Annotated in this window: 11 protein-coding genes; 8 read left to right on the top strand and 3 right to left on the bottom strand. The window is 37.9% G+C overall.

Annotated features, from left to right (window positions below):
* Positions 1-15: 15 nt before the first annotated feature.
* From F7731_RS11580 to F7731_RS11590, 3 genes are read left to right on the top strand one after another with little or no spacing between them, the layout of a single operon-like run.
* The gene (locus F7731_RS11580; RefSeq protein ID WP_151534941.1) at positions 16-588 is read left to right on the top strand and encodes a bifunctional transcriptional activator/DNA repair enzyme AdaA; all 573 of its coding nucleotides are present in this window, start codon (positions 16-18) and stop codon (positions 586-588) included.
* Entirely contained in the window at positions 575-1,492 is a 918-nt protein-coding gene (locus tag F7731_RS11585) for a DNA-3-methyladenine glycosylase family protein (protein WP_151534942.1), read from the top strand. Before F7731_RS11580 ends, F7731_RS11585 begins: the two co-directional genes overlap by 14 nt.
* Positions 1,476-1,985 (top strand): methylated-DNA--[protein]-cysteine S-methyltransferase, encoded by a 510-nt coding sequence (locus tag F7731_RS11590; protein WP_151534943.1) that lies wholly within the window; start codon positions 1,476-1,478, stop codon positions 1,983-1,985. The genes F7731_RS11585 and F7731_RS11590 overlap by 17 nt, the downstream gene beginning before the upstream one ends.
* 307 nt (positions 1,986-2,292) lie before the next feature.
* Here F7731_RS11590 and F7731_RS11595 read toward each other — a convergent pair whose 3' ends face one another.
* Positions 2,293-6,171, bottom strand: a complete 3,879-nt coding sequence (locus F7731_RS11595; RefSeq protein ID WP_151534944.1) for an S-layer homology domain-containing protein — start codon at positions 6,169-6,171, stop codon at positions 2,293-2,295.
* Between the two features lie 339 nt (positions 6,172-6,510).
* On the opposite strand from F7731_RS11595, the gene F7731_RS11600 reads away from it, so the two are divergent.
* Positions 6,511-8,655, top strand: coding sequence for a bifunctional metallophosphatase/5'-nucleotidase (locus F7731_RS11600; protein WP_246197191.1), 2,145 nt, complete (start codon positions 6,511-6,513; stop codon positions 8,653-8,655).
* A gap of 416 nt (positions 8,656-9,071) precedes the next feature.
* The gene (locus F7731_RS11605; RefSeq protein WP_151534946.1) at positions 9,072-10,742 is read left to right on the top strand and encodes a M4 family metallopeptidase; all 1,671 of its coding nucleotides are present in this window, start codon (positions 9,072-9,074) and stop codon (positions 10,740-10,742) included.
* Positions 10,743-10,810: 68 nt separating this feature from the next.
* Here the strand turns inward: F7731_RS11605 and F7731_RS11610 are convergent, their stop codons facing one another.
* On the bottom strand, positions 10,811-11,245 hold the full coding sequence (locus F7731_RS11610; protein ID WP_151534947.1) for an RrF2 family transcriptional regulator: 435 nt from the start codon (positions 11,243-11,245) through the stop codon (positions 10,811-10,813).
* Positions 11,246-11,419: 174 nt separating this feature from the next.
* Here F7731_RS11610 and hmpA point away from each other — a divergent pair, with 174 nt between their 5' ends.
* From hmpA to opuFB, 3 genes are all read left to right on the top strand, one after another.
* On the top strand, positions 11,420-12,619 hold the full coding sequence (hmpA, locus tag F7731_RS11615) for an NO-inducible flavohemoprotein (protein ID WP_151534948.1): 1,200 nt from the start codon (positions 11,420-11,422) through the stop codon (positions 12,617-12,619).
* A 430-nt stretch (positions 12,620-13,049) separates the two neighbouring features.
* Positions 13,050-14,006, top strand: a complete 957-nt coding sequence (locus F7731_RS11620; protein WP_151534949.1) for an ABC transporter ATP-binding protein — start codon at positions 13,050-13,052, stop codon at positions 14,004-14,006.
* A gap of 3 nt (positions 14,007-14,009) precedes the next feature.
* Positions 14,010-15,527, top strand: coding sequence for an osmoprotectant update ABC transporter permease/substrate-binding subunit OpuFB (opuFB, locus tag F7731_RS11625; protein WP_151534950.1), 1,518 nt, complete (start codon positions 14,010-14,012; stop codon positions 15,525-15,527).
* A 381-nt stretch (positions 15,528-15,908) separates the two neighbouring features.
* Here the strand turns inward: opuFB and F7731_RS11630 are convergent, their stop codons facing one another.
* Positions 15,909-17,861 (bottom strand): bifunctional 2',3'-cyclic-nucleotide 2'-phosphodiesterase/3'-nucleotidase, encoded by a 1,953-nt coding sequence (locus F7731_RS11630; protein ID WP_151535162.1) that lies wholly within the window; start codon positions 17,859-17,861, stop codon positions 15,909-15,911.
* Positions 17,862-18,025: the final 164 nt, after the last annotated feature.

Genomic DNA, 18,025 nt, shown 5'->3' on the forward strand with positions numbered 1-18,025 from the left:
GGACAGTGGGGTACGATGGTGACTAATATCAATCTTTCGTTTGAAGAAATGTGGGAAAAAATAATTGCTTGTGATCGAAAGTATGATGGCCTATTTTTTACAGCTGTGAAAACAACTAAAATATACTGCCGTCCTTCCTGCAGATCAAGGAAGCCGAAAAAAATTAATGTAGAATTTTACCATGACATCAATGAAGTTGAAAAAGCTGGTTTTCGTGCTTGCAAAAGATGTCAGCCAGAAGTTGAGCAATCCCCACATATTGAGATTGTCAGAAATATCATTACTTTCCTAATCAATCATTATAAACAAAATTTGATATTAAAAGATATAGCGGATCAAGTCGGTTTAAGTCCCTTTTATCTGGAACGCTTATTTAAACAAGAAACATCTGAGACTCCGCGTACTTATTTAGAAAAAATACGCATCGATAAAGCAGCCCATCTTCTTAAATGCACAGCCCTGACGAACCTAGAGATCTGCTATGAGGTGGGATTTCAGAGCCCTTCCAATTTTTACAAAGTGTTTCGAAGCTTGAAAAACTGTTCACCCAGTGAGTATCGAAAGGAACTCCTAAATGAATTGGATTGATTATGGATCTTATATAGAGGTTTATCCTCCTAAGGAATTTAATTTTGAAGAGTGTTTAATTTTTTTAGGCAGGTCAGACCAGGAAGTGCTTTATCAAATTAAAGAGGGGTCTGTATATAAACTAATAAAAGTTAAAGAATCTTTGATTTTATGTAAAATAGGATTCATTAATGATTCCATAAAGGTTGAATTCCCAATAAGCCCCCCATCAATTCAATTTCGCAAAATAGTGGCAGAATATATCTGGGAATGGTTTGATTTGGATCAGGATTTAAGGGGGTTTTACCACGTAGCGAGTCAAGATAAAGTTTTAAAGAAAATTGCTCATAAATATTATGGCTTACGGATTATATGCATTCCAGATTTATTCGAGGCATTAGTGTGGGCAATTATGGGCCAGCAGATTAATTTAACCTTTGCCTACACATTAAAGCAAAGGTTTGTTGAACAATTTGGCGAATATATCACTTTCGAAGGAGAAAGGTTTTGGTTATTCCCTTCATTTGAAAATATTGCATTCTTGAATGTAGATAATTTAAGGAAACTTCAATTTACTGTTAGGAAGGCTGAATATATAATTGGAATTGCTAAGGATATGCAGAGGGGCAAATTAACAAAAGAACTATTACTTCAGAAAGAAGATTATCATCAAGTACAAAAATCATTAATGTTGATAAGAGGTATCGGAGCATGGACAGCAAATTATGTAATGATGAAATGCTTACACCAAGCCTCTGCCTTTCCAATTGCGGATGTCGGTCTTCATAATGCATTAAAGAATCTATTAGGACTTGAGAGTAAACCGACTATAGAAGAAATTGAAGAATTAGCAGCAGATTGGAAAGGTTGGCAGGCATATGCTACTTTTTATCTTTGGAGGTCATTATATGACAAAAATACATAAATTAGACTATGAATCACCGATTGGAGTGATAGAAATAATCGGTACCTATGAAGCGGTTATTTCTATTCTGTTCTCTGAAGAGAATAAAAAGATGAATTTTTTACAACCTGAAACTCCTCCGGTTTTAGCAAAATGCTATAACCAACTTGACGAATATTTTAAAGGCAATCGCCATGAATTTACATTCCCATATCAATTTGAAGGGACAGACTTTCAAAAAACAGTATGGGACGCTTTAATAAAAATACCTTACGCTGAAACGGGGTCCTATAAGGATATAGCCGTTTCCATCGGGAATGAAAAAGCCATCAGAGCTGTAGGGAGTGCAAATGGGAAAAATAAGCTAAGCATTGTCATTCCTTGTCACAGAGTAATCGGTTCAAATGGGAAATTAACCGGTTATGCAGGAGGTCTGTGGAGGAAAGAATGGCTGCTTCAACATGAAAGATCTTTTATAAAGGAACATAACATAAATAGAGATTATGAACTTTAATGCACCTCATTTAGATTAGTTACGGTGAACCGTACCATAAGTAAATAAGGTTTATTAATTCGTCAAGTAAGCCAGAAATAATAAATAATCTTATACTTGTTTGCAATGAATTGAAGAATTACTTGAAAGTAAAAGTTATTATCTGCTGGCTCAGACGAACGAGTAAAAATGATAGGTTTCTAACATAAGCTATCTTTATTTATCCGACAAAAGAGCCTGTAAACGTTTGTACTTTAGTACTTTGTCTACAGGCTGATCGTGTAAAACATTCTTGGAAGGTTTTACACTATTCACATGGTTGCATGGACTACTTCATGAGTAGGTTATAAATTGCCTGTGCTGCTTCCTCACGTAAAGTAATACCTTGAGGAACAAATAGTCCTGTTGGTCCTTGGATCAAGCCAAGCTCAGCAGCAGCTGTTACATTGTTTCGTGCCCAGGAAGCAATAAAATTAAAATCATTGAATGTAGCGTTTGAGTGTGAATAATCTAGCTGTTTTCCAGTCTTGAACTCGTAAGCTCGAATCAACATAGTCACCATTTCTTGACGCGTAATTTGGCCGTCAGGATCGAAGTGAGATTTGCTTTTTCCATTCACAATTCCCGCCTGCGCTGCACTGGAAATAGAGTCAGCATACCATTTATCAACCGTAATGTCTGAAAATGTAATCGTGCTTTTTTCGCTAATTTTTAACAATCTTACTAACATGCTAGTAAATTCTGCTCGAGTAACTGGGCGCTTCGGGTCGAATGTCGTTTCGCTTGTGCCGTTAATAATCTGTTTGGACGCCAGCTCGCCAATAACATGGTAAGCCCAATGCGTAGGAGGCACGTCAGCAAATAGCTTGCCATTATTGCTTCCGCCATTATTGCTTCCGCCATTATTGCTTCCGCCGTTATTGCTTCCGCCGTTATTGCTTCCGCCGTTATTGCTTCCACCATTACTATTATCTTGCTCTTCAGTAGGTGTTTCTTGTGATGGAATCGCTCTTAACTTTGGATAGTCATTTCCTTCTTCAATTTCCCAAATATGATCAAAATCCCAACCGACATAGGTTGATTTTTGCTTTAATTCTTCTGTTGTTTTGCTAATTCCGCAATCATCATTAGCTTTACCGTAACCGCATTCTTTAGGTGTTTGTCCAGCTTTGTCGATATTCCAATAAGAATTGAGGATATCTCCTGTAGAAATATCAGCTATGAATCCTCCAACCATTGCGTTCTCGCTCTTTGCTTTCACAGTTCCAGTATAATACGTTTTATCAATAGTAACGGGGATTGAACTAGAGCTGCTAAACAGATTTCCAACAAGTCCACCGACTTTATCATTGCCCGTTACATCTGCTTGTACATACGAATTAGAGACACTAACTCCCGTAGCACCAGCTAAACCACCAACATATCTGGAACCATTTACTTGACCAGTAACGAAGCTATTGCGAATAAATCCATTACCACTCATGTAGCCTACGATTCCGCCGGTGTAGTTTTTACCATTTATGTTCACATTTGTTAAACCGATGTTTTTGATCGATGAGCCCCAAATACCGTATCCAAAAAGACTGGAAAAATCTTCATTTGGTCGGTCTATCCAAAGTCCATTAATAATATGACCCTGACCATCGAATGTACCAGCAAATCTGGAATCAAGTTCACCAATCGGTCTCCAACCCTTGCCGTCTTCTCCTTGGAAATCAGTTAAATCGAGATTATTATTTAAAACATAATATGCATTTTTATCTAAGCGCATTTTTTCAAGATCTTGAACTGTTTTAATAGTGTATGGATCTTTTTCTGTACCCGAACCGGGCATTAGCTGCTCTTCACGGGTAATCTTAATTGTATACGTTTGAGTATTGATTTGATCAGCAGCAGTGACCTTGATTACAAAAGTGTTCTCTCCTACATTCAAGGTTGGGTTACCACTTAGTTCAACGGTCGCTTTTTCTTCCATCGTCATCGTCGTAATGTTAGCAGACGAGACACTGTAAGGAACAGTAACTTCATATAATTCCTTGCTAGGGGAAAAACCACTTACTAACTCCCCGTTAATTTTAATCTCAGCTAAATTTGAATTCGATGATGCAGGTGGCACCGACCCACTTAATAGAGGATAGTCCTTTCCTACATCAATTTGCCAAACATATGCAAAGTCCCAATCCTCATACGTTGCTTTCTGTTTCATCTCTGCAGTTGTTTTACCTGTTCCACCAGCACTAGAAGTTTGTCCGGATGTTTCAAGATCCCAGTAAGAATCATTTGTGTTTTCTGGTTTAGTAACACCGATTAAACCTCCCACTTCGCTAGTTCCAACTACATTTCCAGTAGAATACGTATTATTTACAGATGAATCGGCTTTCCCAAAAAGCCCCCCAACTTGCTCCGTACCCGTTACGTCCACTCGAGCAAAACTATCGGAGACGGGGTTTTGAATATGTCCGCCTAATCCCCCAACATACTTTATCCCTTTAACAGTTCCTGTAGCGTAGCTGTTTTTGATAAATCCACTACCTTTACTCTGATAGGAGACTAACGCACCAGCGAAGTTTTTACCCTCAACATATACATTTTCCAAAGCAACGTTTTTAATTTTCGCATTGGCACCTGTATAGCCAATGAGGGCATTATGATCGGTATCTGGTCGTTTAATTGTAAGCCCATTTATGATAAAGCCGTTTCCATCAAGTGAGCCCAGGAACCGAGTTGACGAACCACCAGTATTATCAATTGGTAACCAGCCTTTACCGTCTCCAGCGTCAAAAAAGGTTAAATCGATGTTTGCACCAAGTTGGTAATGAGCACTTGTGTTATTTCGAATGTTATAAAGATCCTGAGCTGTCAGGACAATATACGGATCTTCCTCTGTTCCAGCACCTTCCATTACAGCAGTAGGGTCTGGTTTAAGAACTCTAGACTCGATCGTAAAAGAGTCGACTATTTCTCCAAGATTACACTGCACATTTTCTTTTTTATGTGCAGGTCCACATACAAAATCAGCTTTGATTTCATCTTCTTCAAAAACAAGTTTTACTACTCCAAAATGAAAAAAGCGTTCCGCAGACCAAGGTGGGGAAGTACAGTTTTTAAATCCACAGTCCGAATCTTTTTCACTATAAAGATCAGAACCACCAGTACCAATTAGTACATGATGTACTCCAAACGTCTTGCTAACATCAGTTCGCTCGTAATGATGATCATGGCCCATCAGGTTTAGTACGAATTTCGGATGCTTTTTTGCTAAACCTTCCATAATATTGGCTAAGCTATCATTACTGCCATGTGACCCACTTGAATAGGTTGGTCTATGTCCAAAAGTGACAATAAACTTAATGTCGTTATTAGATTTTGCTGCTTCCATGATCTCGTCAGCTTCTTGGCCCCAATCAAGCCATGCAGCACCTGAATAAGGTTCAGGGTAAGCAATAAAGCGTGTGTTCCCATAATCAAACCAGTACCAATCTCCAGGAACTCCACTAGTCGGTCTATTTCCCAAACCTGGAGAAACTTTCGCATTTGGCAAATCGAAACGTCCGATATAATTAGTCAAGTCGTCGCCGGAGCTCTGCCATTCATGATTGCCCCAGATCGGCATAAAGGGTACTTCCCTACTCCATTTCATTACATCGTTGAAATAAACATTTACAGCATTCAGACCACTCTGATCAGCATAGGTAAAATCCCCAAGTCCCAAGAAGAGATCAGGGTTCAACGCAGCGATTAAATCATTGATTTCCCCAGCGGCAGGATAGACAACAGAATCACCGGTATCGCCCATAGTAACGATTGTAAATCCGGCACTTCCTTCAGTCGGTGCAGTGCGAAACGTATAATCCTGACCATCATCGATTGTGTAATGATAGGTCGTATTCGGTTTTAGACCAGTTATTTTCGCCTCGCGAAACACACCATCTGCAGGAGTCCTCGGTTTAACGATTGGCTCCCCAGCTTGGACAACTTGATCATAATCATTTGTTTCTCCGAATTGAATCGTGTCGGGACCGTAAACCCAATCAAAAGTGACTGAATCAGGTCCTGTAATCGAATAATGGATTTGCTCGGCTTTCTTTTCCACCTCATTAGCAGCTGCTGTAGGGGAATCATAAGGCGATACAAATCCCAAAGAGCTAACTAGGAAAATGAGGCACATTAAAATTCTCCCAATAAGTTTTAACGCATGTTTGTTCAAGATGCACACTCCTCCAATTATTTAAAATATGTAGATATCAAGAAAATATTAACACTAGAGTTTAATATTGGTATTACGCTATTGTAAATGTCTCGTTAATCTCAATTTCTTGACATCATATGAATCCTTGAAATTAGACAATGTTAGGGAATATAAAATATACAAATTAGCAAGAGAATGAAATCGAGATGAATATGAAACGGGACTATGAATCTAATCGTAAATCATGGCACTAGGAAAAAATGATTATTTTCAGGGGATTTACATGAAATTAACATGGAATTAACCTTCTATATAAATAACAAGATTATTATGGGGTCATATAGGAGGAGTGAAATTATGAGAAAACTATTTTGTAAAAGATTTATTAATTTACTAGTTATTGCTCTACTAGTTCTACCAATCTTCTCAAGTCTCGCCATTCGTGCGCATGCAGAAGATACAGTGTCGGTTAAATTACTTTCTGTAAACGATTTACATGGGAAGATTGATGTAACAGGAACAATTAATAATGTAAATTATGGACGTGCTGATTATTTGGCTACTTATTTAAAAGCCCGTAAAGCAACTAATCCAAATAACACGCTAATTATCCATTCTGGAGATATGATTGGTGGCAGTTCTCCGGTTTCAGCCTTACTTCGAGATGAGCCTACAGTTGAAATCATGGAAGCAATCGGATTTGATGTAGGAACTGTAGGTAACCACGAATTTGATAAAGGTACACAGGAACTCCTTCGGATGGTAAATGGCGGTGACCATCCAAACGGCACAAAAGGATATAAAGGGATGAACTTTCCGGTTGTTGCCGCTAATGTGGAATATAAAGATACTGGAAAGCTCATATTAGATCCCTATGCCATTAAAGAAGTAGATGGTGTCAAAATTGGATTTATTGGTGTAGCCACAGTTGAAACACCTAATATGGTGATGGCCTCAGGTATTCAGGATATTCGTTTCACGGACGAAGCGGCAGCTGTTAATAAATATACGGAGGAGCTAAAAGCAAAAGGAATTAAGGCGATTGTCGTTTTAGCTCACGTTCCTGGAAATCAAAGCGGTGAAACGGCCACTGGTCAAATTGCAAATTTAGCGAAGAACGTAGATGACGAGGTAGATGTCATTATTGCTGCTCATAATCATGTGAAACTCAATGCGATTGTAGATAACAAACTTATTGTCCAAGCTTGGGAGTATGGAAAATCCTTTGCGGATATTGATTTGAAAATTGATCGTGTTACAGGTGACATTGTTGAAAAACATGCGGAAATCGTTGATGTCATTCAAGAAGGTGCAACTCCTGACCCAGAGGTTAGTGCAATTTTAGCCAAATATAACGAAATGGTTGGACCAAAATTAAAAGAAGTAGTGGGTTACGCTACCACTCCAATGAATGGCGGATACCCTATCAAAGGCATCATTGGTGACAATGCTTTAGGAAACTTGATTGCAGATGGAATGAATTTTGAAATGAAGTCTGATTTTGCTTTAATGAACGGCGGGGGAATCCGTGATGTTCTGGCCCAAGGCGAAATTACTTGGGAAAATCTTTTCAATATCCAGCCATTTAATAACACACTGGTTACGGTCACCATTCCGGGATCAGCATTGGAACCTATATTAAATGCTCAGTTTTCATCCTATGGGCCGGACGTCTCCATTGGTGGATTCTCTTATACATGGGATAGTAAGAAAAATAAAGTAGTGAATATCTATCTTCCTGATGGAACACCAATTGATAAGAATGGGACCTATACGCTTACTGTCAACAATTATATGTATGAACATGGAACTGATAAATATAAAATTCGCCAATATAGCAAAGACCCAGTTCAAGGACCTGAAGATTTACAAGCCACTGTAAATTTCGTAAAAAGCTTTAATGGACCAATCCAATATGTAGCGGAAGGAAGAATCTCGGAAGACTTCAAGGCGCCTGAACTGGTGGATGCGGTATTACATGGGGCTGACTTGAAAGATGGATCGTATCTTCATGAAGTCAAAGTATCATTGGCAGCAACAGATGCAGGTATCGGGATTTCGCATATTGAGTATAGCCTAGATAACGGTGTCACTTGGAAACGTTATGATGAGGGGTTAACGATCAATAAAGCAGGTAAAAACTCTATTCAATACCGTGCGATTGATAAAGTGCATAATGTATCAGAGACGAAAACTCTTGAGGTATTCATTACACCTGCATCAATTGAAAATACGATTTCTTTAGTGAAACAAGCAGATGGGGATAAAGGAATTAAAGCATCGCTTATTGATCAGTTGGAAAATGCAATCAAAACTTTTGAAAAAGATAAAGAAGATAAAGCTTATCAATCTTTAGAAAAAATTTACTTGCATATTAGCAAGCTCTCAAATAAGCATTTAGGGGAAATGGATAAAAACGAAATCATGTTCATGCTTAAATACATCATTGAACATAGAACAGAAATTAGTCGGAATGAGTTACCAGCCTTATTAGCAAGTTAATTTTCGAATGTTTGTTATTAATAATAAATCAAAGGCATTAATAATTTTGATAAGAATCCCGCTAGTATTTTTATACTAGCGGGATTCTTTTGTTTATTGCGATAGGCCTATTTAATCTAACTCGCAAAGGCTCAATGCCAAACCGACTATCTTTCTGTCTGTTACATTACCTTTTCCATATTAATAGCTATGAGTCTATTTTTTTATCATTATTAACTGCAACAAAAGTATCGGAAAACCAATAATTTAGTTGCGTTTTCTATTTGTTCTCCTGGCTAATTATACCTATCTTAGCACCAGGAACTAGTTTTTTCTTACTGTTATTTACGAAAATTAAAATAATTCCAACTATTCATGTAAGTTAATTTCTATTAATCTATAATAAAATAGATGGAAAATAATAGGGGGTATTCATATTGAAGAAAAAGTTTATTATTCCTGTAGCTCTATCATCAGCATTATTGGTAGGTTCAATCCCAATGAATAGCGTATTTGCAAAGCTGGATGATTCGAAGGTGGTTAGTAGTGTACAAGCTTCTAAGAAGTGGAATGAGAAGGCAAGCGTTCCTGTTTTTGTGAAAGAGCGATTTGCAGAGAAATTTTCTTCTGGCACGCCTTCCAATGCAGTAAATTATTTAAAGAAAAACGAAGGTAAAACAGGAATTAAAAATCCGGAAAAAAATTTAAAAGTAAAAGATATTCAAAAAGATGAACTAGGTATGACTCACGTCCGCTTTAATCAGTCAATAAATGGAGTTAGCGTAGAAGGGGCGGAAATTATTGTTCATTTTAATAAGAATAATGAAGTAGAATCGGTCAACGGAAGAATCAATCAAATGATTGCGGAAGATGGAGTAGACACGACAGCTACCTTAAGCAGTGATACTGCGCTAAAGACAGCATTGTCCTCTGTCAAAGCACCTGAAGAGCTGACATATGAGCCAACTACTGAGCTTGTTGTCTATCCTTTTGAAGAGGAAAATCATACAGCTTATAAGGTAAATGTTAACTTCATGGGGGATGAGCCCGGAAACTGGTTTGTCTTTGTGGATGCAAACACAGGAAATGTAATCGATAAGTATAATGGCTTAATGCATGCAGATGAAATGAAAACACAAAAAGGTGTTGGAAAAGGTGTACACGGCGATCACAGGGAGTTACATATTTCCCATGTGAAGGAACCGAAATCTGGAACTAAGTTTGCGCTAGCTGATTATGCTCATGAGAATCTTGAAGGTATTTTGACATATGATGCTAAAAATGATACCGATACCCGAAATGATACTCTATATGTTGGGGATTCCGCTGCATTTTTAAGTGACTATGATCGCGCTGCTGTTGATGCACACTATAATTCCGAGAAGGTATATGACTATTTTTTAAATGAACATGGCCGTAATTCCTTGGATGGGAAAGGGATGGCTATTAAATCCTATGTTCACTATGGAAGCGATTACAACAATGCATTCTGGAATGGTGCTTGGATGACCTATGGTGATGGAGACGGCAAGTTCTTTATTTCCCTATCAGCCGGTCTTGACGTTGCTGCCCATGAAATGACCCATGGTGTTATCTCTCATACAGCAAATTTAGTATACCGCGATCAACCTGGAGCTCTAAACGAATCATTCGCTGACGTCTTTGGTGCACTCGTTGACGATAAAGATTGGGAAATAGGCGAGGATATAATGGCACCGGCAGCTAAAGCGGACGGTGTAACGAGATTGCGCAGCATGAGTGATCCAAACAGTGTAATAGTTAGTAATGCGCAAAGAGCAGCGTATGGCAGCGGAGTTTATCCGGCTCATATGGATGAGTTTTATTACATGCCACGTAATGTAGATAACGGCGGTGTCCATGTTAACTCTTCGATTACAAACCATGCCGCATACTTGATTGGACAAGAAATTGGAAGACAGAAATTAGGACAAATCTATTATCGGGCATTAACTGTTTATTTAACTCCAAATTCCGATTTTAGCGACGCCCGTAAAGCGATTGTACAGTCTGCGATCGATATTTATGGTGAAGGCAGCGCGGAAGAGGTTGCCGTTCATTCCGGTTTTGATGCTGTAGGAATTTACTAAAATAAATAAGCAGAAGCAGCCGATTTCCTTCCTCAGGAAATCGGCTTTTAAGATTCCATATATGATAATTAAGTACGTAAAAGCTGATAAATATCATCTTTATTTTCAATTAAGTCCTCCAATGTATATTCTTTTAAAACTTTAAGGAATGCTTGAAGGGCTTCGAATAGCACGTGCTTTAATTTACAGGTGGGTGAAATCACACAATAGTTTCCGCCTTGGCTGAAACAATCGACAATGTGAAAGTCTTCTTCTGTTTTTGAAACGACTTCCCCGATGTTGATGTCTTTTGGGTGCTTAGCAAGCCGAATACCACCGTTACGGCCGCGAATCGTTTCAATATAGCCCAGCTTGCCGAGCTCATGAGTGATCTTCATTAGATGGTTTTTTGATATATGGTAAAACTCTGCAATATCCTTAATCGTACCTAATTCATCATCTTTTTTTAAACCTAAATATATTAACACACGTAATGAGTAATCCGTATAATTAGTCAACCGCAATTGTGATATCCCCTTATATTTTCTGAGATCCTTTTCATTATAGCATTTTGGGAACAAATCCTCATGTAAATGTGACAATTTTTCAAAAGATGCATTACAAATATATCTTTTTATTCGATATTAGTATAGTCTTAAACATGTAAATTAAATATATGTTTAGGAAGGTGTCAACATATGTTATCTCAAAAAACAATTGAAATTGTAAAAAGTACGGTTCCTGTATTAGAAAAACACGGAAAAGATATTACAACTCGTTTTTATCAATTATTGTTTACTAACAATCCGGAATTATTGAATATTTTTAACCATGCGAATCAAAGACAAGGACGTCAGCAAACAGCATTAGCAAACGCAGTCTATGCAGCTGCAGCCAACATTGATAATTTAGGTGCAATTATTCCTGTAGTAAAACAAATCGGTCAAAAACATAGAGCTTTGAACATATTGCCAGAGCATTACCCAATTGTTGGGGAGAATTTACTTGCGGCGATTAAAGATGTATTAGGTGATGCGGCTACTGAAGAAATTATTGGGGCTTGGGCAGAAGCTTACGGAGTAATTGCTGATGCATTTATCGGCGTTGAAAAAGAAATGTACAAAGAAGCAAAAGAACAGCCTGGTGGTTGGGAAGGATTCAGAAGCTTTATCGTGGATAAAAAAGTGGAAGAAAGTGATGTTATTACATCCTTTTATTTGAAACCGGAAGATGGCGGAGCAATTGCCTCTTATCAAGCAGGTCAATATCTTACTGTAAAAGTAAAACCTGAGGACCAAGAGAATACACACCTTCGCCATTACAGCTTATCTGATGCACCAGGAAAATATTATTATCGTATAAGCGTAAAACGTGAAGACAAAGGGGTAGTATCTAATTACTTACATCAAACGATCCAAACAGGTGATGTTCTACTAATTAGCGCACCTGCAGGTGACTTTGTTCTTGAATCAAATAATAAACCAGCCGTTTTATTAAGTGGCGGTGTAGGCCTAACGCCTATGGTTAGTATGTTAAACACAATAGTAGAACAGCAGCCAGAACGTGAGGTTACTTTTATACACGGTGCGTTAAACAGCCGCGTACATGCGATGAAAGAGCATGTTGCACAGCTGGCAAATGAACATGCAAAGGTAAAAAGCTTTGTTGCTTATTCTGAACCGACTGAAGAGGATCGTGCAGCAAAAAGCTTTGATAAAGAAGGTTATGTAGATTTAGAATGGCTGAAATCTATCTTGCCGAATAATCAAGCCGATTTTTATTTCTGTGGTCCAACTCCATTTATGAAGATTATGTACCGCAATCTCACAGAGTGGGGTATACCAGTAGAAAATATTCATTTCGAGTTTTTCGGACCAGCAGCCGAATTAAAAGAATAGCCAGTTGCAATTGGCTAAAAACAGGGCTTTCGCTATTATTAGCGGAAGCTTTTTTATATTGGTTTTGAAAGTTACAGATGAAAAAGAAATAAAATGTCAATTAATAAAGACTAGAAATATTTCATTTTAGGATAATAAACTGTGAATCAAGAGCTCTTTTAGAAAGGAGGGCTTCTTTATTTGTGAATTTTCATATTTTCGGTAACGGGTATTTATTGAATCTAAGATACTAGAACTAGTAGCATTAATCCGACCATAATGAGACTCTTAAGTTATTCTAAAAGTGAACGTGCAAACATAAGTTTTAGTTTATAATACAGTTATTATTAAAAGGACGTGTTGGAAAAAGTATTAATAAATATTTTTTCTAGTTAATGGGTGCGAGTTTAAAAAAGAAGCCTATCCACTATAGATAAGGAGGAATAATTCTATGATTAAATTTGAAAATGTATCAAAAAGATACCCAGATGGAACAGTTGCCGTTGACTCATTAGAATTAGAAATTCAGCAGGGTGAGTTTTTTGTCATTGTCGGACCAAGCGGATGTGGAAAAACGACGACACTAAAATTGATCAATCGGTTGATTCCTCTATCAGATGGCACAATTCTCATTAATGGAAGAAAAATAAGCGAGTATGATATCCATGAGTTAAGATGGAATATTGGATATGTACTTCAACAGATTGCTCTTTTTCCACATATGACGATTGAGGAAAATATTGCGATTGTTCCTGAAATGAAAAGATGGGGAAGGGGAAAGGTTAAAACACGAATTCATGAACTTATGAATATGGTTGGATTAGACTATGAAACATACGCAAACAGAAAACCAAGTGAATTATCTGGCGGGCAACAGCAAAGGGTTGGTGTGATAAGAGCACTTGCAGCAGACCCTGAGATTGTATTAATGGACGAGCCGTTTAGTGCTTTGGATCCAATAAGCCGGGAAAAACTTCAAGATGATATGTTAGATTTTAAGGAAAATCTCAAAAAGACTACTGTTTTTGTCACCCATGATATGAATGAGGCATTAAAACTTGCAGATCGTATCTGCATCATGAAGAATGGGAAAATTGTTCAAATCGGGACACCTCACGAACTTGTTACAAACCCTGCCGATGATTTTGTAAAAGAATTTGTCGGGAATAAATATGAAAAATGGACAAGTGACATTAAATTGGATGATTTACTTCAACCAGTGAATAAAGATGAAATGCTGATAACTTCTTTTGCTACCGTACCTGTATCAGCTCCGTTAAGAGAGATATTGGAAATTCTATCCGAACATGAGCAACTAGTAATGGAGAAAGATGGTAATCCAATCGGCTATATTGATCGCAAGTCTGTTATGAAATATTTATCTACTATACTGGAGAAAGGGGTCTGACAAATGAATGATTTTACGCAAGTATTTCAAGATAGAAAAGATGAATTAGTAAGTGCATTATTGGAACATATCCAGATTTCGTTGATTGCCCTTTTCTTTGCAGTAATAATTGCTATTCCATTAGGAATTTATTTAACAAGAAATAAAAAGGTAGCAGAAGGGATAATCGGTATAACATCGGTCATTCAAACTATTCCTTCTTTAGCTCTATTAGGTATCCTGATTCCTTTATTTGGTATTGGGAAAGTACCTGCCATAATCGCTTTAGTTGCTTATGCTTTATTACCTATATTAAGAAATACATATACAGGAATTAAAGAAGTTGATCCTTCATTAATCGAAGCGGCAAGAGCGATGGGGATGAACTCAAGAAAAAGATTAATTAGGGTTGAAGTACCGCTTGCGATGCCAATTATCATGGCGGGAATCCGGACAGCAATGGTATTAATTGTAGGAACAGCCACCCTTGCCGCATTAATTGGAGCCGGTGGGCTTGGGGATATTATCCTTCTAGGTATTGATAGAAATAATACAAACCTAATTCTACTTGGAGCGATACCGGCTGCTTTACTTGCAATCCTATTCGATTTATTACTTAAAAAATTTGAACATCTATCATTCAAAAAAGTCTTGATTACACTGGGTACAATCGGGCTATTGGCTTTAGTTATTATCGTGACTCCAATGATTGGACAACAAAATCAAAAAATTGTTATTGCTGGAAAACTCGGTTCGGAACCGGAAATCTTAATCAATATGTATAAAATCTTAATTGAAGAGGAAACAAATCTTCAAGTGGAAATAAAACCAGGTCTAGGCAAAACCTCATTTGTTTTCAATGCTCTTAAATCGGGAAGTATTGATATATATCCAGAGTTTACGGGAACAGCGATTTCCGAGTTTTTAAAAGAAACAGCGAAGAGTACAGATCGTGAAGAAGTCTATCAACAAGCAAAAGATGGTTTGTTGAAGCGGTTTAATATGGTCATGCTGAAACCGATGCATTACAACAATACCTATACTCTGGCAGTACCAAACGATTTTGCGGATCAAAATGGGCTAGAAACCATTTCCGATTTGAAAGGCAAAGAGGAAAGAATAAATGCAGGTTTTACATTGGAATTTTCCGACCGTGAAGACGGGTATCTGGGAATTCAGGCACTATATGGCCTTCATTTTCCTCATCTCATAACGATGGAACCGAAATTACGCTATGCAGCAGTTGAATCGGGTGAGATCAATTTAGTTGATGCCTATTCTACTGATAGTGAGTTACGACAATATAATCTGAAAGTGTTAGAAGATGACCAACATTTATTCCCACCATACCAAGGTGCACCATTATTAAGAGAAGAAACCGTCAAAGAGTATCCGGAAATCGTGGATGCTTTAAACAAATTAGCTGGGAGAATAACGGATGATGAAATGAGAGAAATGAATTATCAGGTGAATGTAGAAGGTAAAAGTCCCAATGAGGTTGCTAGGAGTTATTTGGAAAAACAGAGTGTAATTAAAAAATAGAAAATTCCTAGATAAAGTTGTCATGATAACATTGTGGCTTGCCATATTCACTTTAAATCTTATATTGCAAAAAATCACTAAGGGCATTTTCCCGAAAATTAAGTAAGTAAATTTATTCAGAGTTATTTAAGGAGGGCGTTTCTACTTTTAGTGGAGACGCTTCGTGTGAAAAAGCAATACAACCCAAAATATAGACAGTCGTAGTCTTAAGGTGCCTGCCCCTCAATACGGTAAAGCTTTAGTATGTCGGGGTCAGGCACCTTTTTTGCCAACTAATTTAATATCTTGTCCATTTCAACTGGTGTTCCGTCTTCCTTCAGGCTACATTGCTGTTCTAATATTGTTTTAATATTCGCTTCGATTACCATCAGTTTGACAAAGTCATTTCCAAACCAGCTGAGATTCTGCAACTGGCAGTTTCATAGAATACTTGCCAGATTCGTTTGTGGCTTCACCCATAAATTTAATGCCACTATCAGGTGAAGTCGCATTTTGTGCGTTTAGAGAAGATTCAAATACAACCTCTACCTCATATGCAACAGGGGCAAAGGTCCAGTTTCCATCTGCAGACGGATCAATGGTTTGTTGTTCCTGAATATAATCAATGATCGCCTGGCGATTTTCATCTGGATACATTTCTACTGCCGTTTGATTTCTGACTCCTGGGAAATTGCCGCCTGCACGGTAGTTGTTTGTTGCAACAAGGAATTCCTGTTCTAGATCAATCGGCTGGCCGTTGTACTGTAAATTTTTAATACGGTTTGCCTCAGCATTAACAAGATTGCCATTTCTATCATACTTAGCCGGCTCTGTTACATCGATTTGATAAGTTACCCCATCCATTACATCAAAGTTATAGGCTGGATAGCTTCTATTAATCAATGGTTGCTCTTTATCTGAAGTTGGGTCAATTTGATTAAACTGCCCAGCGGACATTTCCAGCCATTCTTTTACATCTGCACCTGTAATTTTAACCGTGGCTATCGTGTTTGGATAAAGGTAAAGGTCTGCCACATTTTTAATTGCAATTGTTCCTGCTGGAATATAAGTATAGTTGCTTCCTCCTCCTGCTTTAAATGGAGCACCTGCAGAAAGAATTGGCAGGTTTTCATCAGGGGTACCCTTTACTTTTCTTTCCACATACCATTTTTGAGCATTCGTAACAATCTGGATGGAAGGGTCATCCTGAGCAAGGGCAAAATAGCTGTGAATATCAGCTTTCGTTGCTCCTACTGGCTGGCGGACATAATTAAGGGTTTCTTCGTGTGCTTTTTTAACAGCTTCTAATATTTCATTGTCAGGCTCGGCCAAGCTTGTTTTCGTTGTTTGATCATAAATGGCTCGTAACTCTGCCTCAGAATTTTTTACAACCCATTTCCCTTCTTCTTTCACAATTTTTAAATCAATGACACCAAGGTGGCTTCCCCAGCTCCCTGCCATTACAACAGGAACCCCGTTTATCGTCCCTTTTTCCGTATCTACTCCTGAGAGATTTCTATAGTTTCCTGGGAATGTGGAATGGCTATGACCAGAAATGATGGCATCGATGCCTTCTACCTTTGTCAGGTCGTATGTAGCATTTTCCTCCAACTCATTGACTTCTGCATCGCCAATTCCAGAGTGGGCTAGGGCAATGATCAAATCGGCACCATCTTTTTTCATTTTCGGGATTTGAGCTTCGACTGATTTTACAATATCTTTTGTGGTTACTTTACCAGCAAGATGTGCTTTATCCCATTGAGTGATTTGCGGAGCGACAGCGCCGACTACACCAACTTTAATCACTTGCGTTTTTCCTCTGTCATCTACTACTTTCTTCTTTAAAATGGTATAAGGTTTGAAGTAATGTTCATCATTTGATGGATCGTTATCGTGGTCATCCTTATACACATTCGCATTGACATAAGGCATTGGCGCATCGTCCAGTACTTCATCAAGGAACTCTAGTCCATAATTAAACTCATGGTTTCCAACAGTTGCAGCATCATAGTCTAATTGTTTCATTGCTTGAAAGACTGGATGAAGCTCTCCCTTCTCAAGCTTGTTCACTCTTGCTTTATAATCGCCAAGCGGGTTTCCTTGAATCAGGTCACCATTATCAAAAAGGAGAGTGTTTTTCACTTCCGCTCTCGCTTCCTTGATAAGGGTAGCTGTTTTGGCAAGACCAAATTCTAGCGTTTCAGCATCCTTATAATAATCATAGTTATAAATATTAGTGTGAATATCTGTCGTCCCAAGAATCCTTATGGATACCTCGTGTTTTCCAGTCTGATCCGGCTTGGCAGCCATCACAGTTTGATACGAAATGGGAGCAGCTAAGACGGATAATGCCATAGCAGTTGCTGATAGTTTCTTAACGGCTTTAACTAATGGTTTTTTCAACGGAAACAGCTCCTTATAAATGTTTTGTTTCAAACCAATTTTAATTATAAAGAGAATTTCCTATACATAAATGAGCCTGTAGGATGGAATATTCTTAATGCTTCGTAAATTTAATG

It is taken from the genome of Cytobacillus depressus (genome assembly GCF_008923245.1).
GTDB lineage: Bacteria > Bacillota > Bacilli > Bacillales > Cytobacillaceae > Cytobacillus > Cytobacillus depressus.

Coding starts and splice junctions, on each gene's coding strand:
- F7731_RS11580 (WP_151534941.1), top strand. CDS start 16: ATGGTGACTAATATCAATCTTTCGTTTGAAGAAATGTGGGAAAAAATA.
- F7731_RS11585 (WP_151534942.1), top strand. CDS start 575: ATGAATTGGATTGATTATGGATCTTATATAGAGGTTTATCCTCCTAAG.
- F7731_RS11600 (WP_246197191.1), top strand. CDS start 6,511: ATGAGAAAACTATTTTGTAAAAGATTTATTAATTTACTAGTTATTGCT.
- F7731_RS11590 (WP_151534943.1), top strand. CDS start 1,476: ATGACAAAAATACATAAATTAGACTATGAATCACCGATTGGAGTGATA.
- hmpA (WP_151534948.1), top strand. CDS start 11,420: ATGTTATCTCAAAAAACAATTGAAATTGTAAAAAGTACGGTTCCTGTA.
- F7731_RS11630 (WP_151535162.1), bottom strand. CDS start 17,861: ATGGCATTATCCGTCTTAGCTGCTCCCATTTCGTATCAAACTGTGATG.
- F7731_RS11620 (WP_151534949.1), top strand. CDS start 13,050: ATGATTAAATTTGAAAATGTATCAAAAAGATACCCAGATGGAACAGTT.
- opuFB (WP_151534950.1), top strand. CDS start 14,010: ATGAATGATTTTACGCAAGTATTTCAAGATAGAAAAGATGAATTAGTA.